20 protein-coding genes are annotated in these 23,425 nt (G+C 53.8%); 5 read left to right on the top strand and 15 right to left on the bottom strand.

What is annotated here, in order from left to right:
- Positions 1 to 244: 244 nt before the first annotated feature.
- From LA756_RS11930 to LA756_RS11905, 4 genes are all read right to left on the bottom strand, one after another.
- Positions 245 to 1,558: a 3-deoxy-D-manno-octulosonic acid transferase gene (locus LA756_RS11930; protein WP_224440101.1), complete on the bottom strand. Its 1,314-nt coding sequence runs from the start codon at positions 1,556 to 1,558 to the stop codon at positions 245 to 247.
- A gap of 149 nt (positions 1,559 to 1,707) precedes the next feature.
- A complete protein-coding gene (locus LA756_RS27240; RefSeq protein WP_315858358.1) occupies positions 1,708 to 5,415 on the bottom strand; it encodes a preprotein translocase subunit SecA in 3,708 nt (1,235 codons plus the stop codon).
- A 738-nt stretch (positions 5,416 to 6,153) separates the two neighbouring features.
- Entirely contained in the window at positions 6,154 to 6,516 is a 363-nt protein-coding gene (locus tag LA756_RS11910; RefSeq protein WP_224440100.1) for a M48 family metallopeptidase, read from the bottom strand.
- Between the two features lie 264 nt (positions 6,517 to 6,780).
- The gene (locus tag LA756_RS11905) at positions 6,781 to 7,692 is read right to left on the bottom strand and encodes a hypothetical protein (RefSeq protein ID WP_224440099.1); all 912 of its coding nucleotides are present in this window, start codon (positions 7,690 to 7,692) and stop codon (positions 6,781 to 6,783) included.
- A 329-nt stretch (positions 7,693 to 8,021) separates the two neighbouring features.
- Between LA756_RS11905 and LA756_RS11900 the strand changes: the two genes are divergently transcribed.
- The 3 genes from LA756_RS11900 to LA756_RS11890 all read left to right on the top strand — a co-directional run bounded on the left by LA756_RS11900 (position 8,022) and on the right by LA756_RS11890 (position 10,260).
- Positions 8,022 to 8,486, top strand: coding sequence for a hypothetical protein (locus LA756_RS11900; RefSeq protein ID WP_224440098.1), 465 nt, complete (start codon positions 8,022 to 8,024; stop codon positions 8,484 to 8,486).
- A 287-nt stretch (positions 8,487 to 8,773) separates the two neighbouring features.
- Positions 8,774 to 9,154: a hypothetical protein gene (locus LA756_RS11895; protein WP_224440097.1), complete on the top strand. Its 381-nt coding sequence runs from the start codon at positions 8,774 to 8,776 to the stop codon at positions 9,152 to 9,154.
- A gap of 365 nt (positions 9,155 to 9,519) precedes the next feature.
- Positions 9,520 to 10,260, top strand: a complete 741-nt coding sequence (locus LA756_RS11890; protein WP_224440380.1) for an MBL fold metallo-hydrolase — start codon at positions 9,520 to 9,522, stop codon at positions 10,258 to 10,260.
- On the opposite strand, the gene LA756_RS11885 is transcribed toward LA756_RS11890, so the two are convergent.
- The 11 genes from LA756_RS11885 to LA756_RS11835 all read right to left on the bottom strand — a co-directional run bounded on the left by LA756_RS11885 (position 10,257) and on the right by LA756_RS11835 (position 19,926).
- The gene (locus LA756_RS11885; protein ID WP_224440096.1) at positions 10,257 to 11,108 is read right to left on the bottom strand and encodes a hypothetical protein; all 852 of its coding nucleotides are present in this window, start codon (positions 11,106 to 11,108) and stop codon (positions 10,257 to 10,259) included. The genes LA756_RS11890 and LA756_RS11885 overlap by 4 nt on opposite strands.
- Before the next feature lie 590 nt (positions 11,109 to 11,698).
- Entirely contained in the window at positions 11,699 to 12,097 is a 399-nt protein-coding gene (locus tag LA756_RS11880; protein WP_224440095.1) for a GNAT family N-acetyltransferase, read from the bottom strand.
- 128 nt (positions 12,098 to 12,225) lie between these two features.
- Entirely contained in the window at positions 12,226 to 13,224 is a 999-nt protein-coding gene (locus tag LA756_RS11875; protein WP_224440094.1) for an alpha/beta hydrolase, read from the bottom strand.
- A 9-nt stretch (positions 13,225 to 13,233) separates the two neighbouring features.
- Positions 13,234 to 13,878, bottom strand: a complete 645-nt coding sequence (locus LA756_RS11870) for a hypothetical protein (protein WP_224440093.1) — start codon at positions 13,876 to 13,878, stop codon at positions 13,234 to 13,236.
- A gap of 37 nt (positions 13,879 to 13,915) precedes the next feature.
- Entirely contained in the window at positions 13,916 to 14,419 is a 504-nt protein-coding gene (gene mscL / locus LA756_RS11865) for a large conductance mechanosensitive channel protein MscL (RefSeq protein ID WP_224440092.1), read from the bottom strand.
- Positions 14,420 to 14,522: 103 nt separating this feature from the next.
- The gene (locus tag LA756_RS11860) at positions 14,523 to 14,972 is read right to left on the bottom strand and encodes a hypothetical protein (RefSeq protein ID WP_224440091.1); all 450 of its coding nucleotides are present in this window, start codon (positions 14,970 to 14,972) and stop codon (positions 14,523 to 14,525) included.
- Positions 14,973 to 15,413, bottom strand: coding sequence for a hypothetical protein (locus LA756_RS11855; RefSeq protein WP_224440090.1), 441 nt, complete (start codon positions 15,411 to 15,413; stop codon positions 14,973 to 14,975).
- Between the two features lies 1 nt (position 15,414).
- Positions 15,415 to 16,353: a glucosamine-6-phosphate isomerase gene (locus tag LA756_RS11850; protein WP_224440089.1), complete on the bottom strand. Its 939-nt coding sequence runs from the start codon at positions 16,351 to 16,353 to the stop codon at positions 15,415 to 15,417.
- A 48-nt stretch (positions 16,354 to 16,401) separates the two neighbouring features.
- Positions 16,402 to 17,151: a PIG-L family deacetylase gene (locus LA756_RS11845; protein WP_315858355.1), complete on the bottom strand. Its 750-nt coding sequence runs from the start codon at positions 17,149 to 17,151 to the stop codon at positions 16,402 to 16,404.
- Positions 17,152 to 17,267: 116 nt separating this feature from the next.
- Positions 17,268 to 17,639, bottom strand: coding sequence for a zinc ribbon domain-containing protein (locus tag LA756_RS11840; protein ID WP_224440088.1), 372 nt, complete (start codon positions 17,637 to 17,639; stop codon positions 17,268 to 17,270).
- A 157-nt stretch (positions 17,640 to 17,796) separates the two neighbouring features.
- On the bottom strand, positions 17,797 to 19,926 hold the full coding sequence (locus tag LA756_RS11835; protein ID WP_224440087.1) for a carboxy terminal-processing peptidase: 2,130 nt from the start codon (positions 19,924 to 19,926) through the stop codon (positions 17,797 to 17,799).
- A 291-nt stretch (positions 19,927 to 20,217) separates the two neighbouring features.
- On the opposite strand from LA756_RS11835, the gene LA756_RS11830 reads away from it, so the two are divergent.
- A complete protein-coding gene (locus LA756_RS11830; RefSeq protein WP_224440086.1) occupies positions 20,218 to 22,101 on the top strand; it encodes a sigma 54-interacting transcriptional regulator in 1,884 nt (627 codons plus the stop codon).
- 103 nt (positions 22,102 to 22,204) lie between these two features.
- Positions 22,205 to 23,158, top strand: coding sequence for a YheT family hydrolase (locus tag LA756_RS11825; RefSeq protein ID WP_224440085.1), 954 nt, complete (start codon positions 22,205 to 22,207; stop codon positions 23,156 to 23,158).
- Positions 23,159 to 23,425 lie beyond the last annotated feature (267 nt).

Raw genomic sequence — 23,425 nt, 5'->3', positions numbered from 1 at the left:
CGCATTATAGAGATAATTAAAGAAACGTAACAACCGGGTAATTCGGCCTAAAACGACTTGTTACACCGAATTCCCGCCGTGCGGGATCAGATTCGAGAAAGGGGAACGGTTACAGTCCGAAGCGGCCAGATGGACCTTAGTAGGAATGCGTTTTCCCAAGACATGCTCACGAAGACGAGAACATGGCACCCAGGGAGTCATCGAAAGATCTCGTCAACCAATTAACTGTCGTCTGGCACTCGGGTTAGGCGGCCGAACGGAACTTGACGATCCGTGGCGGATCGAGCAGCGGCTTGAGGCCGGCGATCGTACGCGCGGTCGCTCCTTGCTGAGCGAGTACCGTGTCTCTTGCGCGATGCCCCTGGTTGGCACGCCAACTCGAGTCGAGAGCGGCTTTTACGACGAAATCGGCCAGGCTGTCGGCGTCATGAACGACCGTCAACGCCTCGGCGGAACGAAGCTTTTCGACGACATCTTTGAAGTTCCACGTGTTCGGGCCCACGGCGACCGCCGAGCCGTAGGCGGCCGGTTCAATCATGTTTTGCCCACCCCGATTGCCGAGGCTGCCCCCCACGAAAGCGATTTCCGCGGTTCCCCACCAGGCCGAAAGTTCGCCGACACTGTCGACCAGCAAGACGTCGTTTTCACATGCGGCTGGTTCCGCAAGTTGGCTGCGGCGAAGGAACGAGATGTTCTGCGATTGAAGCCACTGTGCCACTTCGTCGAAGCGATGGGGGTGCCGCGGCACGAGCAGTAATTTCAAGTTCGGGACTTGCTGTTGGGCGAGTTGAAACGCGTCGAGAATGATCGGCTCTTCGCCATTTTGCGTACTGCCGGCGAGCCAGACGATATCTTCCGGACGCAGCCCTGCCAGTTGGCGAAACGCGATTGTTTGGGGATTGGCTCGGTCAGGCGTGATGCCGTCGAACTTGATCGAACCGGTCACCGTGACACGCTCGGCATGCGCCCCCAAGTCGCGAAACCGTGCGGCGTACGCTTCGTCCTGCGCTCCGATCCAGTCGAGCTTTTTCAGCAGCGAGCCGACGAGGAAGCGAATCCGGCGATAACCGCGGTGGCTCTTTTCGCTCAGGCGGCCATTCACAACGGCGATCTTAGCGCCATGCGGATCGGCGAAGCGGATCAGGTTGGGCCACAGTTCCAGTTCGGCCAGCAAGACCGCCTCGGGTTGGATACGGCGATACGCACGTTTCACCGCCCAAGAGAAATCGAGCGGCGCGTAGCTGACCGTATGTTCGGCATACTTGGTGATCGCCAGATCGTGCCCAGCCTTCGTGGTGGTGGTGATATGAAACGTTGCATCAGGGTAAGTCTGCTGCAGTTCTTTCAGCAGGGGAGCGAGCAAGTTGACTTCGCCCACGCTCACTGCGTGCAGCCAGAAATGCTGCGTGCTGTTTTCCGGACGGCTTGGTACTACGCCAAAGAACTTGGCAGCGAACCCTGCGCGGTATTTCCCTTTGAAAGCGGCGGCCCAGAGCAGAAAGGGAGACAGGACCGCGATCAATCCAAGGTAGACGAAATTGAGTAGCCAGGTGAGCATGGGATCCGTCCCGTGAATGCAGGTGCCGTAACTAATCGTCTTGCGTAACGAATGCGTAGGGCCCGCGCGTCGCGGGTCGATGATTAAAGTCGTAGCTTCATGGCCCGCGACACGCGGGCCCTACGTTTTGTATGCCCACGTGAAAGTGCTTACTTCGCTTGTTCCTGCTTCATGCAGCAGGCTTTGTACTTCTTGCCGCTGCCGCAAGGGCAAGGGTCGTTGCGGCGGATCTTCTCGCCGACGTTCCGAATCGGTGCGGTCACTTCGACTTCGCCTTGCGAGTTGCTGATCGCCTCTTCCTGCTGGCGAGCCATGTCGCCCATGCTGGAGGCCGATTCGTGACGGGCTTCCGATTCCTTCCACGTCGAGCTGACGAACTCTTCGTTCAGGTTTTCGATCTTGTAGACCAGGTCGGTGACACGTTCGCCGACGCTTCGCCACATTTGATCGAACAGTCGCATGCCTTCACGCTTGTATTCGACTTTCGAGTCGACTTGAGCGTAACCGACAAAGCTGACTGCACTGCGAAGGTGGTCCATCGCCAACAGGTGATCTTTCCACGCGTTGTCGATCAGTTCCAGCAGAACGCTGCGTTCCATGCGTGTCATTTCAGGACGGTAACGCTCGTACACTTCGCGGATCAGACGCGACTCAAGCTGAGCTTTGTCGAACTGTTCCAGTTCTGTGTCTGGGATCTCGGTTTCGATGTTCTGCTGAATCCAAGCATTCAGCGAACCCATCTGGCCGTTGCCACCGCTGATGACCGACAGGGTCTGGCTTTCCGAGTTGTCGGCGTAAAGCTGCTCGACTTTCTCGTGGACCGCTTTCATCTTGTCGAGGGCAATCCGCTTATGCTTTTCGCTTAGCGGGATCAGCAGTTGGTGAATCTCTTCCCGTTGCTTGCTCTTGAACTCTTCCGCGTTGAGCGGCGTTTCAAAGCGGTTAGCGGCCCATTCCAGCAAAGCTTCGCGATTCAAGCGGGCATGTCCGCCGCTCTTATCGCTGAATTTGTACATGCCGGTCAGAACAGGGTATTCAGCTTCTTTCTGGTCGTAAACTTCGATGGCCTTTTCGTGCACCATTTCAATGGCGGCTTTGGCAGGCTTTTCGCGAAGCTGTTCGACGTCGATATTGAAGCCAAACTTGTATTTGCACCAATGGTTCAGCGTGACCAGGCCGAAGTCTTTGTCGAGGAACTTTTCGCCTTCGCTCAGGTCGACTTTTTCGATCGATTCGCGAGCCTTGGTGATCAGCAGTTCATCGACGTGATCGCGGCCGACTTTTTTCAGGTCGCGGTCGTTCAGGTTCAGCTTCCACTGGCTGTTGGCGAACCGGGCCATCGCGCCCCAGTTCCATTCCGATTCGTCTTCGCTATCAGGCAGATTCTCGTCGATCGAAGCCATGATGTTCGACGCGGCGGCACGCTCGGCCATGTCCTTGGCATAGGTCTCCGCGGCAGGGTAATCCATCCCGCGAATATCACGCGTGTTCAATTCGCAGGAAAGCTCGCTGCCGGCCCACTTGGCGAATGTTTCGTAGCCGAAGTCCTTTTCCAGGAACATGCGGACGTGATACTCGATCTGCTCGCGGACCATGTCCATGATCAAATCGCGGCTGTCGCCCCCTTCCAGGATTTGCTGGCGGAAGCCGTAAACTCGCTTACGCTGCTCGTCCATCACTTCGTCGTATTCGAGCAGGTTCTTGCGAGCTTCAAAGTTTTGTTCTTCGCGCTTCTTCTGAGCACCTTCGATACGACGCATGATCATCTTGCTTTCGATCGCGTCGCCAGGCTGCGGTCGCATGGCGGCCGGCATCCGTTGGATGAAGTTCTTGGCCCAGTCGCCGAAGTAGATCCGCATCAGGTCGTCTTCCAAAGAGAGGAAGAACCGCGAACTACCAGGGTCGCCTTGACGACCACAACGACCACGCAGCTGAAGGTCGATACGACGCGACTCGTGCCGCTCGGTACCGATGACGTGCAAGCCGCCAAGTTCCTTGACCTTCTTCCCCATCGCTTTCATTTGTTCGCGCTGTTCGATCTCGTTGACCAAAGCGTCCCACTCTTCCTGCGGAACTTCCAGACGCGTCGGGTACTTGTGCTGCAGTTGAGCCCAAGCCATCGTTTCGGGGTTACCCCCCATGATAATGTCGGTACCACGACCGGCCATGTTCGTGGCGATGGTCACGGCGCCGATTCGACCGGCCTGGGCAACGATGTCGGCTTCGCGCTTATGCTGCTTGGCGTTGAGCAGATCGTGCTTGATGCCACGTTTGTCGAGCAGTCGCGAGAGACGTTCGCTCTTTTCGATGCTGACGGTACCGACCAACACCGGGCGACCTTTGTACTGGATCGCTTTGATCTTGCTGCGGTCGATCGTCGTAGGCTGCTTCTGACCTTTGGGATGGATCTGGATCGTGTCCTCTTTCTCTTCGAGGATATCGCCCCACATCTCGTCGCCGTTTTTGAACATGACGACATCCCACTTGATCGTCCGTTCGATCTCGTCGGCAACCGCTTCGTACTTTTCCTGCTCGGTCATGAAGATGACGTCGGTGTACGTGATTCGCTGCATTTCGCGGTTGGTCGGAATGGCGATCACGTCCAGCTCGTAAATCTTCCACAGTTCGCCCGCCTCGGTCATGGCGGTACCTGTCATGCCGGACAGCTTGTCGAACAGCTTGAAGAAGTTCTGCAGTGTGATGGTGGCCAGCGTTTGGGTCTCTTCTTTGATCTTGACCCCTTCCTTCGCTTCAACCGCTTGATGCATGCCGTCGCTCCACTGTCGGCCTTCCATTTTACGGCCGGTGTGAACATCGATGATCACGATCTTGCCATCTTCCACCACGTAGTCGACATCCAGCTGGTACAAGTAATGAGCACGCAGCGAGTTGTCGATCAGGTGAGGCCATTCCATATTGCCGGAAGTATAGAAGCTCTCGACCCCGGCCAGGCGTTCCGCTTCGCGCACGCCCTCTTCAGTTAGGTTGGTGGTACGGTCTTTTTCGTTAACGACGAAGTGCAGTTCTTTCTTCAGCGTCCGCGCGATGCGATCGGCGTCGCCATACTTGTCCTTGCTCATGTTGGCCGGACCACTGATGATCAGCGGGGTCCGGGCTTCGTCGATCAGAATGTTGTCGACTTCGTCGATGATCGCGTAATGCAGACGGCCTTGCGATTGTTGATAGTCTTTCGGGAATCTCTCGTCCCCGCGCGCCGCTGGACGCATGTTATCGCGAAGGTAATCGAAACCGAATTCGTTGTTGGTACCGTAGGTGATATCGCAGCTGTAGGCTTGTTGACGATCGCGGACCGTCATGTCGTTTTGAATGGCGTTTACCGTCAAACCGAGCCCGCGATACAGCGGCGCCATCCATTCCATGTCACGACGAGCGAGGTAATCGTTCACCGTAATGACGAAGACCCCTTTGCCTTCGATGGCGTTCAAGTAGGCCGGCAATGTGGCGACCAGCGTTTTCCCTTCACCGGTGACCATTTCGGCGACGTTGCCGCGGTGCAGAACGATCCCACCGATCAGCTGGACGTCGTAGTGCCGCATGCCGAGATAACGTTTGCCGGCCTCGCGGCCGACGGCAAACGCTTCAACTAATATGTCGTCCAGCGTTTCGCCGGAGGCAAGTCGCTGTTTAAAGAGCCGTGTCTGGTCGCGCAGTTCGTCATCCGAAAGGGCTTCGTACTTCGGTTCCAGTTCGTTGATCGCGTCAACGAGACCCTGTAACTTCTTGATATAGCGGGCATTCGACGAACCGAACATCGACGTGATCAGTCGTTCAAAGCCGCTCAAAAGACCGCCGAAAAAGAGGCTGATCTTTTCCCAAATCTGTTCCAGTTTCTCCATCGCTGAATATCACCTGGGGTGGGGGGCGAATCAAAAGCACTAGCTGCGGCGAAACAAGACCTTATTTGTAGACACCGCCACAACTTAAGCGTGCGCGCAAACCCTTCCCATCTCGTAGATTATAGGGATTGGCCAAGAGGGTCAACCGCGCTTGAGCCGCACCTGCGACGTGCTCCGCTATCATGGTATTCGATCCCACAACCATTTCCCTTGCCCAGCTAGCGTAGATTCCGTGAAGTTTCTCCCAGACGAGCCATCCCCATAGAACGGGGGGTGGTTTCAGGGTCTGCATTTTCGCCGACCCACCCTGCGTAAATCCCCTAGATTGGTCCAGGGTGCCATGCTCGCGTCCGCGCGGGCATGTCTTAAAACGCTCGCCTGGTTCAAGGTAGTGGCAATGCTTGTGGGTTCCACATACGTAAACGGAATGGCTGATCAAACGTTGTTTCGCATGCCCACGCGGACGTGAGCATGGCACCCAAGCAAGGGCTACGACTCGCAACCTAAACGAAATTATCTTCGTTTCCATCCCCGCACACGCGCCACTTAGGCAGCCCCGCCCGAAAGCGTTACGATAGGCCAAACGTCAACTGCCACGCACCCGGCTCAGGGCGGCAGTGGCACCCGGATTGTTCGTCCACTGTTCGGGCGTCATTCAGGAACCTTTTTTCTGGCCCGGGTCACTGGCCGAAAGTCGTGGGCTATCGCACTTACCTGCCACCGATTCTCGAACAAAGATTACGCGTCATTGTTAATCTCAGACAGGAGTCTGGTGTACTCCTCTGATTTATTTGTTTTTAGGAATCGCTTCATTTCTTCAAATGCATCGTCTTCCTTGCCAAGGTTCCACAGGCAATGGAATAGTCCGAGTGAGATCGCTTCCGAATCTGGATTCAATTCTGATGCTTTCCCAAAATAGTACGCTGCGATTTGAAGATCGTTAAGCTCCCAGCACGCACTCGCCATCAACGAAAACACCGCAGGTGAAATCAGCCCGTCCGAAATGACTTCTTTCAGCAGAGAACGTGTACCATTCATGTCTCCAGCAATGAAAAGCTGGCGAGCGGTTTCAAGCTTTTTCTTTCTCTCAATTTCCACCATCAATTGAACCTATTAGTCTAAATTGTCGATTAAGCTTGGCGCATTTGCGAGATCCTTCTATCTAGTTTTTTGCTCATTCCCTGGTGCCATGCTCACGTCCGCGTGGGCATGTCTTCGTGCGGTCAGCAGGGCACATGCAAGCGATGCGTTTCCACAATGGCAAGTCTCTCTCGAAAGCCCGGCCTCTGCGGAATTCTACCGTCCGTAGGCGGAAAGCGTTACGATAGGCCAATCGTCACCGCCACGCATTAGGCCGGCAGGTTCTTAGTTCGCTCCCCTAATCTCAATAATGTCTTCAGCATGACATCGGAAAATACGATTCTCGTCGACTGACGATAGAATCACTTCAAGGTTATTGGCATTCGGTGTGGATATGTGTTGCAGCCACATTTCCGTATCGCTTGATCCAGCATAGACACATCCAATCGATCCATTTTCGTGAATCGGATACCATTCTTCCTCTTCCACCCACTCTTCAATAAAGTGGCCTGTTTCGCGATCTTTATTGTCAAGCAGGAACCAGGAAGAGAGTACCTGGTCTTCATCTCGAAGCTCTCGAAATGTTGCGAGTAATATGGGCGTAGAAATATGCCAATGGTCGATATCATGAGATTGCAGAATTGATTCAACCAAGGCGAGTTGCTTGATCAAGCTGTCATCTAAGATGTTCCGTCGTTCTTCAACTTTTTCATTCCAATTCGAGAGAGAATCTTGAACGTCCTCACCGATCGATAAATGACTGCCTACGCTTATTGCATTGGGGTAAATTGCAAGCGATAGATCTTTACGATCCTTTGATTCTACGTGAAGAATTCGCCAGTTCGGGAAATCCTTGAAAAAACGGGCCTGAAGAGCGAGGAAAAAGTTGAAGTCCACGAAGCGATATTCGGAAAAGCAGATTGGAATCGTTCGATCGCCTCGTGAGTCTCCAATGTTAGCAAGATCCCATGCCGGTTCTTTCGTCGGAGTCAACCTACCTGCCTTCGAGCTTGCAAGGTACATGACTACCAATTGATTAAAACGGCTAAAGGCGTTATCTGACTCTTCAAGTGTCAATGTTTTGACGTCGTTAGATGTTGAAACATGCCGAACTGGCAATCCATCAAAAAGGTGCCCCTCCAGTCCTTTGCCTTCGGGAATGTTATAGGCGATATCCTCTGTCGCGGCTGGATACATTAGCGATCTCTATTAAATGGATGGCCAAATCGAGGACCGTTTCGTCCGGTTCCAAATGCCCCACAGCTAACGCACACTAACTCGTTGGCAGGCTGGGTGGCACGGTCGTTCATACAAACTACCATGCACCACTGCCGCCCTCGGCAGGACAAACGCAAGCGATGCGTCACCACGATCGCAAGTCTCTCGCGAAAGCCCGGCGTCTCCAAAATTCTACCGTCCGTAGGCGGAAAGCGTTACCATAGGCCAATCGTCAACCACCACGCACCCGGCGCAATCGCCGTGAGTGATATGCTGATCATCCTATAAACAAGTCACCCGACTTAAGCATGCACAAAGACCTTGCTGACGCAATTCGACTTTTTCGCCGCGATCAAGAGTTGGCATTGGACTACATCCACCGCAGGCTTGGCATTCCTGTCCCTCGCACTGCGTCCTCTTGGGCTGCGGATGCTCATGAACAAATTGCTGCCGCATCCTCGATCGCAACAACAGACGGTGTGACCCTTTATGTTCATGGCGTTGGAATCGAAGTCACGCACCCTGACTTTCACATCGACTACGATTACGGACCTGTTGGACAGTGCGATTGTTTTGACGAATGGCGGCTTTCACTGCATCGGCACATCCGACTCAGCCTTCCCAATCCGGTTGATGATCCGCGCCCACTTGATAATTGGATTCGCGATGCGGTTGAGGCGGGCGAACTGATTCGTGTTGCTGATTCATATTCGATGATTTACGATCCATCCTTACCCTCCAAATGGTCTGGCACTGCCGAATCCGTCGGGTAGCTATGCGTTGGACGGCTGGGTGGCACTGTCTTCCAATCAATCAAGGGTGTGCCACTGGCGTCTCGCCAGTGTGAAGTGCCAAGACGTTTTGCGCCGACAATCACCCATCTGCAAAAGGCACTGGGCAGAGACCAGTGGCACACATTAGTTCGTCGAAATGACAGTGCCACCCTGCCGCGACCGATTGGGAATTACTTCAGATTTATGATAATAAAGAATGGTGGTCGAGAATTAAGTGGATTGAGGATGGAAAAGTAGTACCAAATCCTTTCGAGTGGGATTAAGGCATGTTTAAATCAGATCGCAATTTTAGGCTATGGGATTTTCGGGTCAGTCATAATCAACTTCTAATCCGCAGCCCATCGACACGAGAAATTTCAACAAACGTGGACCTAGTTTTTTGGGGTGTCGAATTCATGTCGATACCGACGGCGTTAAATGGGTTGGAAATTACTCGGACAGAATCCAAAAACGATGATGGTTTGAATTTTAAGCCACCTTCTAACGGAAGTATGTTCTTGATCGAAACTGCTAGTACGAAAAATGTAGTAGTGGCAGCGGGGTGTAAAGTTTTGAAAAACACGCTCGATATATTTGATTCGAGCTTAGAAGGCTTTGCAGCGACTGATCAGAACCGAGACTTAGGTGAAGTTCTCGCTCGTTTTTAGAACCTGTCTGAAAAGCCACTATTTCGGCTGGGTGGCACTGTCTTCCAAGCAATCAACGGTGTGCCACTGGCGTCTCGCCAGTGCGAAGTGCCAAGACGTTTTGCGCCGACAATCACTTATCTGCAAAAGCCACTGGGTAGAGCCCAGTGGCACACAGGCGTTGGGACGCACCTAGACATGGCGAATTGTCCTTCGGACGGCAGGGCAGGGGTTGCAACTTGGGCGGGCATTTGCGATTCTCAGGCAGGAAATGTCTACCCGAAAGACCTGGAATGAGTCAGTCGAATTCTACCCGTTCGCTCAAGAAAGAAATTGCCACGCGCGACGTGCGTGGCCGGCTTCTGTTTCTTGGCACTGGCACGTCGATGGGAGTGCCGGTGGTGGGTTGTCTTTGCGACGTTTGCCAAAGCACTAATCCGAAAAACAAACGCACGCGCTGCAGTGTGATCTTCGGGCTGCCGGAGGGGAACCTGCTGATCGATACGCCGCCTGACTTGCGGACGCAGCTTTTGGCCAATGGCATCGGTGTGATTCATGCCGTCGCGTTCACGCACAGTCATGCCGATCATTTGTTTGGCTTAGATGACGTCCGCTTGTTTCAATTTTATCTGGGGCATGAAGTCCCGATTTATTGCGAGCCGAACGTCGACGCGAAGATTCGCAAAGTGTACGACTACGCGTTCAGCACCGAAAGTCAGACGCATGTTGGTTCGCGGCCGGCGCTCGACATGCGCGAGATTGGTCTCGATCGCTTCGACGTGCTGGGGGCAGCCGTCACGCCGATCCGCTTGCAGCATGGCCCACGCTTCGAGGTGCTGGGCTTTCGCGTCGGCAACATCGCTTACTGCACCGACGTGAATCATATCCCGGAAGAAAGCTGGTCGAAGCTGGAAGGGCTCGACGTGCTGGTCCTCGATGCGTTGCGACCAGAGTCACACGCGACCCATTTCTCCGTGGAAGAAGCGGTGGAAGTTGCTCAGAAATTGGGTGCCAAACAGACCTACCTGACCCACATCTCCGATCGGCTGGAGCACGAGCGAACCAACGCATGGCTGCCTGACGGCATTGAACTGGCCTACGATGGTTTAGAGTTGCCGCTGAGCTAGTCGGGTCTAAGTTGAACGAGTGGGATGGTTTGTGGAGGTGTTAAGTCAATGTTCCACCGTGGAGAGTCACTGTACTGAAGCTGAAGGAACTTCGCTTGAATTGAAGGTGCTGGTTCGCTAATAAAGCTAAAGTAAGTGTCGATTAGATCGCCATCTTCGCCAGGTATAAACACGCAGAATGTTTGGGATGGAGTTTCAACGAGAACGCCGAACGCGAAGATGCTCCTATTTGCAGCCAAGCAAGCAATAATAACCTTCGAAGTCAGGCTTCCCGCTAATCGTTCCCCAGACCTTCTTTGCATGGGAAAGATCATTGAACACTCACGAGATGAAAATCGTTTTTTAAGAATGCCCTGTATGTCAGCGTTCGGCAAATGTTGTGCGTCTTCGTAAAATCTCGACAGAACCGAGGATAGAAACCTTCCACCAGGCGACAACGCAAAGTTGTAGTCTGAAAGATAGAAAAGCGTTAAATGAGCCGCTTTAATAATTGAAGCGGCAACTTGCGGCGACAAATCTGATTCAAGTACTACTTCCAGCGGTTCACCGCATAATGCACGAAGCTCTTGCTTGGTCTTTTTAATCACGAAGCGAGATATAGTTTCACCGTCGCCATTTAAGAAGTCACCCAAACAATGCCGCTCACTGATCTTTATCTTTGCGTCTGCAGGTACGAAAAAGTGCTCAATTAACTCGTCTTTATGTTTGAGTTGGGGCTTGAATATCTGATTTGCATCTTTGTTAAGCCAGATTTCCGTTGGTGATTTTTCCGCATGATTCATTGCCGTCCCGAATACTGCTTCTGTTGTGCGTCCGAAGAAACTATCAACATCTGCTCGCTGAGGCACCCACGTGCCAGAAATTCTTAGATTGGCAGGGATGACATGTCCTCTGCAGAGCTCCCCAGGGATGTCTTTTAATAGAATTGGGCAGAAGAAATTTTCTACAGTCTTGCCGGTAACTATACGATATCGTTCGTTTAGCCGACTCACCCGTTCTGAGAGTTCATCTGATCGCTGTGAATGCATTTTTAGATGATGCGAAAAAGGAAGTTGCAACGAAATCAAAAGTATAAAGAAACCGTCGATTCGGTAAAAACTGATATTTCAAAATCAGGTTTCCTTTTTTGCAAGGAGCGTTTCCATGCCCTAAATTCTTTACTGCTACGCTTGGCTTCCCGATAGGAAAGTATTCTAACGAAGTATTGTCCAAGTGTACAACAAAAAGATGTAAAGTCTTACCAAGTATGCGCGGCCAGCAAGTGGAAACTACGTGGGCAAAAGCGGCGTGAGGCGTTGAAATTTGTGGTGGCGATTTTCGCGCTCGCATTTCGCGCAAGCCAGGCGTGCATAACTCTCGGGAAAAACGGCCATTTCAAGAAAGGTTCGGCGCAAGTACACCTTTGCGAGATAATCGGCGTGCCGTATGTTCCGGCGGATCAGCTGCGGGGAATGATCCAGCACGACTCGTGCTTTTCCATGCCGATATGCGGGTAGTACTCCGCCGCCTTGGGAGCCGCGAGAAGGAGCAGGATGGTGTGTTTCCCAGCCGCCTGATGCGTTTGGGCGATCAGCTCTCGCCCGATCCCTTGCCGCTGAAACGCTTTATCGACGGCGAGATCGGCGAGGTAAGTGGCATGGGCGAAGTCGCTCATGCTGCGAGCGATGCCGACCAGCAAACCGTTGTGGCGAGCGGTGTAGAGGATGTCGGCGTTGCGAACCATTTTGGAGAGCTTTTCGCGGTCGTCGACCGGACGCCGTTCGGCCAGTTCCGAACGGACAAGCACGTCCAGGTATTCGTCCACAGATAGGTTCGGCTCGACTTGGTACTCGATCATTCGCGGCTAATGGTCAGGGCGGTCGGACGGATTCACTAAACAGGTTACTTCACGAAGCAGATCGCGGTGGTCTGCCTGTCGTCCATGATAGTCGGCGATCGCCGAATAGCCAATTGGCGAAAAGTTGTTCAAGAGTGCGTTTTGCTGCGGCGGTCGATTTTTTCGGAAACTGACTCGGCTTCCTCTTCCGGGGTTCGGCCGGCGGAGGTCGGCACGATCACTTGCGGTGGCTCGTCGGAGAAGACCATTTTCCAAAACGTGGTGGCTCGCTTCTCGTATTCTTCGGGAAGGGTGTGCCAGCAGTTGGCGTGGGCCGCTCCGTGAACTTTCCAGAATTGCTTCGGTTCGTCCGCCGCATCGTAAACGGTCCGCGACGTATCAGGCGGGAAGAGTTGGTCGTGTTCGGCATCGATGATGTAGATCGGTCGCGGAGAAATCTTCTTTACGGCCGTGTGAGGTTCGACGATTCGCAACTTCGCTTCGAGCGACCAGTCGAGCAGGAACCGAACTAATCCACCGATTAGGAACGTCGGTAGCCGGGTCATTTTGTTGGCGACGTGCCCCAGCATGATGGTCATCGAAACGAAAGGGCTTTCGGCCAACACGCCACGCACGCGTTGGTCTTCGGCGGCAGCCATAATCACACAGGCCGCCCCGAGAGATAGGCCATGCAGGCCGACCTGGTCGGCGTCGATGCCTGGTTGACTGCGAACCCATTGAACGGCGTGCAAGACATCGCGCCATTCGAGAAAACCGAGTGTCGAAAAGCCACCGTCGCTGTCGCCTCGGCCGCGATTGTCGTACAGCAAAACGCTGTAGCCGGCGCGGTAGAGGTAAGAAACGTGCGGCAGCATTTCAATCGATGGACCATCAATTCCGTGTACGACGACGATCGCTTTATTGCTCGACCCTTTCCAGAAGCGTCCACGCAGCGTTGTCTGTTTTTCCGCTTCAAACTCGACCCGGGAAGGTTCGGGGATCGAGAAGTTTTTCGGCCGGTACGGATCGATGACCTCGCCGGCTTTGTAGGTTCCGCTAAGTAGCTTGCGAATCACGATGCGGATTCCCATCGCCGTTCCGATGATTGCGATGGTGGCCACGAGGGCCGTCAGCCAGATTCCATTCATGATGCTTGCCTACTCGGCGCGAACAGGAGCTTTGCTACCGTCGGTCCGACGAACAGGCTCGAAGATTTCATCCGACTCGAACAGTTCCTGGGGAGTGATCATGCCAGGCTGCTGTTCCAAAACGCCAATACCGTCGAACTCAGGCTGCGACTTGAGGCAGTAAGCACCCAGGGCACTGCATAGCCAGCGGCTGTCGCTCTCGACAAGCGAGTCGACGGCGCGGTTCGCTTCGTCGGAGGTCATCCAATTGATGATCCAGCCAAGGAAGTTTTTTTGCAGAGCCAAGTTGGCGGTGGTTGAGTAATCGAACTCGGTACCCAATTCCGCTTCGGCTGCTTCGGCAATGCGATCGGCCAAGTCGGGCGTTAAGTTTTTCGGCTTGCGAAAGATCACATACCGATCCGGCTTTGGCCAGTATTCCTCGCTCAGCTTCGAGCGGACAACGCCTTTGGGGTAGGCCGCTTCCACGCATTCGTCTTCGCCGGTTACGACAAAGACATGCGAGACGGTCACGTCCGAGACTTGCCGCCATTGCTGAACTTGGGCGATACCTTTGGAAAACCAGCTGTCGGCGTGATTGAAGCCGATCCAGCCACGTTCGTAGTCTTCGCCATATTTCGGAGCTGTCGTGTTGAAAATCTTAATGGGAGCCATGGTCCTATGTGGAAGTTCAAACGAGTAGTGGAAGTTGTTAGCCGGCCGCGACTTGCTCTTCGGTTGGCGGTAGTTCCGCCGTGCAATGAGCACATCGCGTCGCACGATAAGGAATAGTCGACAAACAGTAAGGGCACTTTTTGTTTTCAGGGTCGCCTGGCTGCGGCTTCTGGCCGCCAAACGTGTTTTCCAGACTTTTATCCAACTGGTTGACCATGCGAATGATCAGGAACATCGCGAAGGCGACCAGCAGAAAGGAAATAATGTTGTTGATGAACAAACCGTAGTTGATCGTTGTGAGACCAGCTTCCTGAGCTTGAGCTAACGTGGCATACGTTTGCTCAGGATCTTTCTGGTTCAAAACGATAAACAAGTCCGAGAAGTCGCTGCTTCCCAGGAGGTACCCAAGCGGGGGCATGATGATGTCGGAAACCAATGATTTGGCCACCGACGTAAATGCGGCTCCGACCGTAAAGCCGACCGCCATGTCCATCAGGTTTCCCCGCAGCGCAAACTTTTTAAAGTCGCTGATCAAACCCATGATGCGCATCCTCATCCGGCAAGTGGTTGTTGTGGGTTGCGAAAAGTGCAACTCTCATGCCATTTTGCCGAGCAAGCTACGGTAGATCCAGCAGAAAAGGGTTTTACCGTACTTTCGAGGCAAAACGCTGTATCACACTTGGTCGAAAGAGAACCACCAAGGTGAATCCACCGAGCACGGTTCCGATCGGAAACAAGAAGCAATTGAGTCCAGCCAGGATCAAGCAGAACGTTCGATGGCGACAGCGTTTCAGCGAGATGCCGGCGAAGATCAGGCCGATTGCGTGCAGCAAGAATAATGCAAAATAAACAGCCAGGACCACATGAACCGTATCGAGAAGCTGGTCTTGTTGCAGCTGAAGTTCCGAAGACATCTGAGCTTGTTTGAGGATCGAATTCACATAATAGAGTTGAAGAAGCATTCCACCCCAGAAAAGCATAATGGTACCAGCGAACACATAATGTCCGATGGAAAGTGCCATCAGCTGCTGCTCGTCCGCATCGGGTACTGCTGGACGGAGATCAGCGCCGTTCGAGGAATCTTGTTCGCTCATTCAAGTAACGCCGAAGAGTCGTTTCACGCTCGGACGCATGAGCACGATAATGGTGAAGACGCCCAGTAATGTTCCAAGCGGAAACGACAAACAGATGATGGCCGAAATCACCAGGCAGAACGTGTGATTGGTGTGAGCCTTCAAGTAGCTCCCACTCAAGTAAAGACAAAACGCCATCGTCCAGCTGATGGCCATGATCATCAGGCCGATCACGATAAACATCGCCCCAACGCCGGCCGTCAGAAGACGGGCCTCGGGTTCCGGAACGTTGCCGATGGTACCGCCGACGAGCGCGAAGATTCCGACGACGACGTGTATGATCGGAAAAAAGCCGGTCAACGCAGCCAGACCGGCAATGACCCAATGGAATACAGAAAGCAGGTTCAGATGGCTTTCATCTTCGCTGCTTTGCTGTGGATTCGGTTCCGCCTCGATCGACATGTTAGTGCATTTCCGTTTCGACGGTGCCAATTCCACCGCGATAGTAACTGAACGTCACGTTGGGATGGTCGGCCAGAAGCGACATCGGCAAGCTGGTATCGGCGATCCCTTTGCTGATCATCAACGCGGACAAACGCATTCCGAAGGGATTGTCGTGGTGGCCAGGGTGCCAGATCGAAACACGTTCCGCCTTCCAGGTTTCCTTTGGCCCAACAGTGCAAGCGCGTGTCGGAACCATCGGCACGTAACCACCGCCACTAGTTCGAGCGTTTTGAATGACCGTCATCGGGTGCAAGTCGGTAACGCGTGTTCCCAGCTCGCGATAAACTTCCGGCGGTGGCGGCGCATCGGTGTATTCGCCTTCTCGTTTCGGCGGGTCGTTGAATGCCCAGTGCTTCACTTCGCCTTGGCCGCCTTGCATGACGAGACAGCGGACGTCGTCGTACGACTTGGAATAGGCGTCCAAGTCGCCGGTGGGGAAGTGGAGATTGGCCGTCGGCATCGAGTACTTCGGATCGATGCGATCAAAGCAAAGGTCCTTGTCCGCTTTGGCGAAAGAGAGAGGAAATTCGACAGGCACTGGTTTGTCGTTTTCGTCGACCCATTCATCCATGCCCCAGAAATGGGCATCCAGTTTTTTCAGATCGATCCCCAGGGCGTTGACCATACGAGCCACCAAGGGAAGCTGCTCGGTCGGACCGATCGGCCCGCAAATTCCGCACGGATTGTCGGGTGTGCTTTGTTGCCAGGCCTCGATGTATTCCAACGCTTCAGCACAGTACAACTCTTCCAGCGTATCGAAGATGCGGACCGTAAAGCCAGGGCGAGAAAGCTGCAGCAAATCGTCCGCGGTTAGCTTGGCCGCGTCGGAAAGCAGTTCTTCATCAAGCGTGGTGTAGTCCCACCACTGCGGTGCCACTTTGCTGATCGGTCGAGCCATGTTGTTTTGTCCTTGCGTCTAGGAGGGAGGTTGGTCGTGGGTACGCAGTCAGGGGAGGAGTTCGGCGAGTAAATCGTTTTGAGGAAAAGCGTGGCCGCGATGTTGGCGAAAGCTCTCGGCATAGGGAGTACCGATCAGGGAGCCTCGCAGCGCACTATGGCGTTTCATTGCTTCCAGGTATTCGTCCATGCCATGATGGGCACGCAGCCATTCCCGCTGCGAAGCATGGCAGGCCAACATCTCTGCCTTGGTTTCGATTACCTCGGAGACGTCAATGGTAACCGTTGGCGTGACTAACTCGCCAGTATAGGGATGGAGGCCTTCGATCGGGTCGGCGTAATAAAGGTGCGGAATCGAAGCCTCAGCGGCCAGCGGAGTTTCCGAGGCGTTCGGAATCGGAAAACTAAACGCCGCACTGCGAGCGAGAAGATGCGTTTGCTCGTGATCGAGCATGTAGTCTTCTCGCGGATGGGTGATGACGATTTGAGGGCTTAACTGACGGAACAAGTCGATCGCTTTTCGATTGGTAGGCTTGTCGAAAACGACGTTCACGTCTGGCTCGGCCAGCGTGTGATAGGTGCCGCCGATCAATTGAGCGGCCGCGACTCCTTCGTTTTTGCGAATGGCGGCGATCTCGTGTGGCGGCAACGTTTCCGAGCCACAATCACCGGCAGCCACTGTGGCGATATGAACTGCCCAGCCCAATTGGCTCAGGCGGATAAGAACGCCGCCGCATAAGATCTCGGCATCGTCCGGATGGGCCATGAAACAAAGGACCACGTTCTTCGCGTCACTCAACGATCGCTCCCAGAATAGGCAGGCAGTTTGATTTTCAGGTGGGACGGGGAGGGGGGGATGTGCGGAAAAGTTTAGCAGATCGATAGACGTTGGCGAAATAGTTTCTTGAATGCGAATTAAAGGTCGAAAAGAAAGTCGAGGATTTTCCAGCCTCGACCGCTGTTGTCGACAATACGCGGATCAAAATGCTGGACCAATCCGCAGAAAACGCAGCTCGCCACAATGAACTCATGGCATTGCCAATCCATCAAACGCGAGATGCCGGCCCCTGTTGTGGCAATGCGTTTTACGTGGGCTCCGTACGATCGGCAATTCGTGCAGCGGTAGGTTCGCATCAGCATGGCGTCGAAACCTTCATCACCTTTGTCGCCAATGTATCGTGGCGGTCGCGGCCGCGAAGGTTTTGGCTGCGGTTTGATACCGTAGTTGCAGCTACCGCAGCGATGCCTGGTTTCAGAACATTCGGTTTGGCATGCCGGACATTGCATCGGAAGCGTTTTTCAGTAGAGGAAACAAGTTCGTATGACACCGCGAAGGGATTCGCTTTGCTCAACAGGATATTGGCTTTTATCCGTAGATGCCAAAAAAAAGGGCCTGCGTCGGCAGGCCCTTTTTGGGGTTGAATTTTCAAAGTCGATGGCAGGTTTAGTTGTTTGCCGCGACTTTTTGTTGTTCCAACAGGCGGACGTAGTCTTCGGTGATCTGAATCACTTCGTCGAAGTAGTAGTCACGCTCGACAATTTCGTTCGGATCTTTGTCCTCGTCGTTAACCAGGCTTTCGATCTCTTTCTCACGTTCGCTCAGGGCTTCGTATTCGGCCATGAACTTTTGCTTGTTGAGGTCGACCTGTTTCTTGTCTTTCTGCTGCAAATACGTGTCGATCATCTTGTTGAGCTTCGAGAAGCCTTCCGACGATTGAACACGCTGATTGGACAGTCGATTCAATTCCGCAACGAGCGGAGCTGCGTTGGCATTGCTCTTAGGGTACTGAGTCGTCTTCACGGTGTCGAAAGGAACTGGGTAATCAAGATCCCCTTCGGCGATGTCCATGTTGGCGGTCAGTGCCGGCAACGAAACGTCCGCTTCGACGCCCTTGAGCTGCGTGCTCTTACCGCTTGGGCGATAGAACTTCTGCAACGTAATCTTCAACGCACCCAGCGAAGGTGGATTGACTGGGTTGGCACCCATCAATTCTTCGCGGCCAAGGTCGAGCAACGTTTGCACGGTGCCTTTGCCGTGGGTTTGTTCGTCACCGACAACGATACCGCGACCGTAGTCTTGGATGGCACCTGCGAGAATTTCACTCGCACTAGCACTCATCTTGCTGGTCAAAACAACCAGGGGACCGTCCCACAGCATGCCGCGGTTCATGTCTTCATAAGGATGTACGTTGTTCTCGGCATCTTTGACTTGAACGACAGGACCTTGGTCGATGAAGAGACCGGTCAGATCGATCGCTTCGGTCAGACTACCACCACCGTTTCGGCGAAGGTCGAGCACAACTGCTTCGACACCTTTTTGACGGAAGTCAGCCAACAGGCGAGCCACGTCGATCGTGCTTCGCTTGACGTTTGGATTGCCGGAGCGAGCCGCTTCCATGTCGAGGTAGAACGAAGGAAGGTCGATCCAGCCGATCTTCATCTTGCGTCCGTCCGGGGTGACGGCGTCGATGATTTCGCCGCGAGCTTCGCTGTCTTTCAATTCGACTTTGGCTCGGGTGATGTCGTAGATCTTCGTTTCGCCTTTACCCTTTTTCTTCACGCCGAGGCGAACAACCGTATTGGCTTTGCCGCGAATCATGTCGACCACGTCGTTCAGCTTCATGTCGACAACGTCGACCATTTCGCCATCGGTGCCTTGCCCGACGGTGACGATGAAGTCGCCGGCTTCGAGCTTTTCGTCAGGATTCTTCTTGCCATGCTTATCGGCGGCACCCCCAGGGATGACCTTCGAAACTTTGCAGTAACCATCTTCTGACATCAGGGCGGCCCCGATGCCTTCCAGGTTCAAACGCATCTGGATGTTGAAGTTTTCCAGGGTGCCTGGCGACATGTAGGTGGTGTGCGGATCGTAAGCGGAAGTCACCGAAGTGAGGAAAATCTCCAGCAATTCGTCTTCGCTGGTCTGAGCGATCCGGCGTGCGTAGCTGTGATAACGCTTGCCGATACGTTCCTTCGCTTCTTCCAGCGTTTTGTCGTCGGCCAACTGCGTCAGCAGGTCGTACTTCAAACGTTTACGCCAGCGATCGGTCGCTTCGGCAGCGTTGGCTGGGTAATCGACTTTGTCACCATCGGTGATGAAGACTTCATCTTCGTCGAAGTTGAACTCGTGATTCGCCAATAAGTCGTCCACCGTTTGAACGCGTTCGAGCGTTCGCTGAATGAAGCGATCGTAAACCTTTTGGGCGAATTCGGTGTTGCCGCTGCGAACTTGATCGTCCAGCAGATTGCGATTGGCCGCAAATTCGGCGACATCTTGCTGCGTGAAGTACAGTTTGAGCGGATCCCAGAATTTCAGGAACTTATCGAAAGCTCGCTGCGAGATCGTATCGTCGAGCGGGGCACTCGAAAGATGGTCGCGAAGTAACAGACGCGAGACCATTCGCGAGATGTGTCGTTTGGGAAGTTGACGCTCTTGAGCTACCAAGGGGCCTTGGGCTGGAGCGTTCTTCGGAATAAGCGAAGCGCCAATCAGTGTGGCGAATGTAGCGATTACGGTGAATAGGAAGAACGCGGGATGGCGCAGTGCAGTCCAATTCCGTCGAACGTTTGCCATGATGTTTCCTTATCGCAGGACGTGTGCGTAAATAGTGCGAATAGCAGATTTGGGGGTATGCAGGAAGGGCATGTGTAATCCTATCTAGGTCGGCAACTCGACTCAAGGTGAATGCATCTCACCCAATTGGAAGGATTCACAACTCTCGATACGTACAGAAACCGGCAAAAGTTGGTTTAGGTCCGGGGGAATTCATGCTTTTCCTGTTCGAATTTGATGACCCGACTGGCAAGTCGCAGCGTAAATTCCGTAAGATAAGACAACTACTTAGGTTAGTGGCAGCTACCAGGAATGCCTGCCACCGGTAGGGAACAGCGGGGTTTGTCGGCCGAACTGATGGCGATTTATAGCTACCTTAAGATGATCTCAGGCAACGGGCCGGGGAAGAACTTTCCCTTAGATGGCTCGCGCGATAACCTCATTGGACGAGGCTTAGAGTGCGATATCACGTTGACCGATCCGCTTTGTTCTCGGGTTCATGCGGCGATCTTCCTAAAAGACGGGAAGTGGTTCGTGAAGGATCGAGAGAGCCGCAATGGTAGTTTTTTGAACGATCAGCCGATTGATCAAGTCGAGCTGACCGACGGGGCCCGCCTTAAGGTGGGGGATACCGAATTTACCTTTAATCACAGTGCGCAGCCTCCCACTTCGCACGACGAGCTTCCCCCGAGCATTACGCAGACAATCGTCCGCAACATGCCGGTGAACCCGCAAGATACCAATCTCATTGCCCTGAAAGAGCTGAAGGACTATCAGCAGGCTCAGCGGCTTCTTTTGCTGCATCAGTTCGCGATTCGCCTGATGGGCGAGGACGATCCCAACACGATCATCCAGATCGCCTTGGAAATGGTCAAAGAACAAACCAAGGCGGTCGTCGTTGGTTTTTTATGGCTAAGCGACGATGGACAGTTGAAAGCGAAGCGTGTCTACCCGGACGATACCGATGGGCCCGCTCCGTTAAGTGAAGCCCTGACCGAGATCGTCACCAAAAAGGGAAACGCGGTTTGGATTGCCAACGAGGCGACCGGCGAAAGCAGCAAAAAGCTGACCCATTTTGCCGACGCTATTTGCGTTCCGCTGATCCACAATAAAAAGACATTTGGGGCACTGCATCTCTATCGCAAGCAGGAACGGTTCTGGCACAACGAACTCGATTTCGCGATTTCGGTCGGTAATATCCTGACCATCGCGCTGCTGCGGGCCTGGAAAGTGACCCAGTTGCAAGCCAATTATCAGCAGTTGGTCGACAAGTCGGCCGCGTTCGACGAGTTGATCGGCGAAAGCCCCGCGATGGGCGAGCTGAAGCAGAAGATTACCCGTATCTCGAAAGCTGGCGGCTGCGTTCTCGTTCGCGGCGAAAGTGGCAGCGGCAAGGAACTTGTGGCCAGGGCACTGCATAAAGCTTCGAATCGAGCCGACCGCCCGATGCTTAGCGTGAACTGTGCCGCACTGCCGGAAAACCTGATCGAAAGCCAATTGTTCGGGCACAAAAAAGGGGCGTTCACCGGAGCCGACTCCGATCATATCGGCTTTTTTCAGCAAGCCGATACCGGAACTTTGTTTCTCGACGAAGTAGGCGAACTGACGCTCGATGGCCAGGCCAAGCTGCTTCGTATCTTGGAAGGGCACCCATTTCTCCCATTAGGGGCGACTAAGGAAGTGAGTGTCGACGTTCGCGTGATCGCGGCGACAAACCGGGACTTGGCCGAATTCGTTCGAGAGAAACGCTTCCGCGAAGATCTCTATTATCGTTTAAGCGTTTTTGAGTTATACATTCCTCCGCTTCGAGAACGCGGGAATGATATCAACTTGCTGGCCGACCATTTTCTCGAGCACTTCCGTAAGTCGCACGGGCGGCCGATGTTGACGCTTTCGGATAGTGCGAAAAAGAAATTGGCCGACTATAATTGGCCTGGCAACGTGCGACAGCTTCGCAATGTGATCGACAGCAGCGTCGTCCTGGCGGACGAAGAGTCGATCTTGCCGCACGATTTGGGCCTACGAGACGCAGGCCTTAACGAACCGGAGTCGTTAAGGTTTGACTTCTGGGAAAAGAAATTGATCGAAGAAGCTCTTTCCAGAACTGGAGGGAGTATTCCCGAGGCCGTAAAATTGTTGGGCACCAGTCGCGCGACGTTGTACCGAAAAATCGAAGAGTACCAAATTCAGCGCTAGTAAGATGAACTGCATGGATGGCAGGGTGACCCCCTGTGGCTGAACAATGCTGGCCCGATCTCCTTATGTCCTAACTTCCGTACGGCCTTTTAAGCCTCACCCTTTGCTGCGGAATTCCCACGCGCAGACCATTCTTGGTGCGTACTGGGTCGGACATAACATTCCCTATAACGCACGTCAGCATCACGTTGTTTTCGACGATGGTGACCAAATTGTCCTGCACGACGACTGTCCTGAAAATTGGAGCCTGGGCGATCGCACCGTACTCATGATTCATGGCCTCGGCGGTTGCCATCGAAGTGGCTATCTCGTTCGGATCGCCCACAAGCTAAACTCGCTTGGCATTCGGACATTTCGTGTCGACTTGCGTGGATGCGGGGCAGGGCATCACTTGGCCAAGCGTCCGTTTCATGCAGGATGCAGCGACGACATCGCCCACTGTGTCGAGACCGTTAGTGCTTTGTGTCTGGGCTCGCCGCTCACGCTGTGTGGCTTCAGCATGGGGGCCAACATCGTTCTGAAGCTTGCCGGCGAAATGGGCTCTGGCCGCATCGGCGGGATCGACAGCGTCATGGCAGTTGCTCCTCCGATCGACTTGGCTCACTGCTGCGAAAACATGACGCGTGGCTTTAATCGCTTGTACGACTGGGACTTCTCGCGCCGTCTGGTGGGGCTTGTCCAAGGACGTCTGGCGAAAGATGAAAACTTCTACGAAGGCTTCCAGTTTGACGAACGGCCACGTCGAATTATCGAGTTCGATTCGGTCTTCACGGCCCCTCAGTGCGGCTTTGAATCGGCCGAGGACTACTACGCTAAAGCAAGTGCGTCGCGCGTGCTGACGGACGTCAAAGTGCCTGGGCTGATCCTGACGGCCGATGACGATAGCGTCGTGCCGGTCGAGATCTTCGAGAAACATTCGCGGTCGAGTTCGATCGAACTGGAAATCACCCAGGGAGGCGGTCACCTCGGTTTTCTCGCCCCTCGCAGCATCGCCCCGGACCGCCGTTGGATGGATCAACGGGTCGTCCAATGGATCGCTCAGCTCGATTCTCGCTAAAAACGCTTAGGGCGAATAAGCCTCCGCAGTCCGTTGACGCGAAGAGGGCTCAGATGGCGTGAATTTGAGATTCATTACGCCAAATCCGCAAAACGCTCGCGTATGCTTTTGTGACATTTGTTTGCAACTTGTACATAGTTTGTTGTAAACTTATTTATAATCGACGCGTGAAACGGCAGCCATGGTTTGCTGGCTTGGCTTATCGGCCGGTTCATGGCGTCTGCGGTGCTGTTGGAAGGCCTTTCTGGTATCTGCCAGGGGGCGTGT

It is taken from the genome of Bremerella sp. TYQ1 (assembly GCF_020150455.1).
Classification (GTDB): domain Bacteria; phylum Planctomycetota; class Planctomycetia; order Pirellulales; family Pirellulaceae; genus Bremerella; species Bremerella volcania_A.
Note: the sequence above shows the minus strand (reverse complement) of the source record. Positions and strands in the feature narration are given on the sequence as shown.

Coding starts and splice junctions, on each gene's coding strand:
- LA756_RS11860 (WP_224440091.1), bottom strand. CDS start 14,972: ATGAGCGAACAAGATTCCTCGAACGGCGCTGATCTCCGTCCAGCAGTA.
- LA756_RS11895 (WP_224440097.1), top strand. CDS start 8,774: ATGTTTAAATCAGATCGCAATTTTAGGCTATGGGATTTTCGGGTCAGT.
- LA756_RS11880 (WP_224440095.1), bottom strand. CDS start 12,097: ATGATCGAGTACCAAGTCGAGCCGAACCTATCTGTGGACGAATACCTG.
- LA756_RS11830 (WP_224440086.1), top strand. CDS start 20,218: ATGCCTGCCACCGGTAGGGAACAGCGGGGTTTGTCGGCCGAACTGATG.
- LA756_RS11890 (WP_224440380.1), top strand. CDS start 9,520: ATGGGAGTGCCGGTGGTGGGTTGTCTTTGCGACGTTTGCCAAAGCACT.
- LA756_RS11840 (WP_224440088.1), bottom strand. CDS start 17,639: ATGCAATGTCCGGCATGCCAAACCGAATGTTCTGAAACCAGGCATCGC.
- LA756_RS11900 (WP_224440098.1), top strand. CDS start 8,022: ATGCACAAAGACCTTGCTGACGCAATTCGACTTTTTCGCCGCGATCAA.
- LA756_RS11870 (WP_224440093.1), bottom strand. CDS start 13,878: ATGGCTCCCATTAAGATTTTCAACACGACAGCTCCGAAATATGGCGAA.
- LA756_RS27240 (WP_315858358.1), bottom strand. CDS start 5,415: ATGGAGAAACTGGAACAGATTTGGGAAAAGATCAGCCTCTTTTTCGGC.
- LA756_RS11835 (WP_224440087.1), bottom strand. CDS start 19,926: ATGGCAAACGTTCGACGGAATTGGACTGCACTGCGCCATCCCGCGTTC.
- LA756_RS11850 (WP_224440089.1), bottom strand. CDS start 16,353: ATGGCTCGACCGATCAGCAAAGTGGCACCGCAGTGGTGGGACTACACC.
- LA756_RS11910 (WP_224440100.1), bottom strand. CDS start 6,516: ATGGTGGAAATTGAGAGAAAGAAAAAGCTTGAAACCGCTCGCCAGCTT.
- mscL (WP_224440092.1), bottom strand. CDS start 14,419: ATGGGTTTGATCAGCGACTTTAAAAAGTTTGCGCTGCGGGGAAACCTG.
- LA756_RS11855 (WP_224440090.1), bottom strand. CDS start 15,413: ATGTCGATCGAGGCGGAACCGAATCCACAGCAAAGCAGCGAAGATGAA.
- LA756_RS11930 (WP_224440101.1), bottom strand. CDS start 1,558: ATGCTCACCTGGCTACTCAATTTCGTCTACCTTGGATTGATCGCGGTC.
- LA756_RS11905 (WP_224440099.1), bottom strand. CDS start 7,692: ATGTATCCAGCCGCGACAGAGGATATCGCCTATAACATTCCCGAAGGC.
- LA756_RS11875 (WP_224440094.1), bottom strand. CDS start 13,224: ATGAATGGAATCTGGCTGACGGCCCTCGTGGCCACCATCGCAATCATC.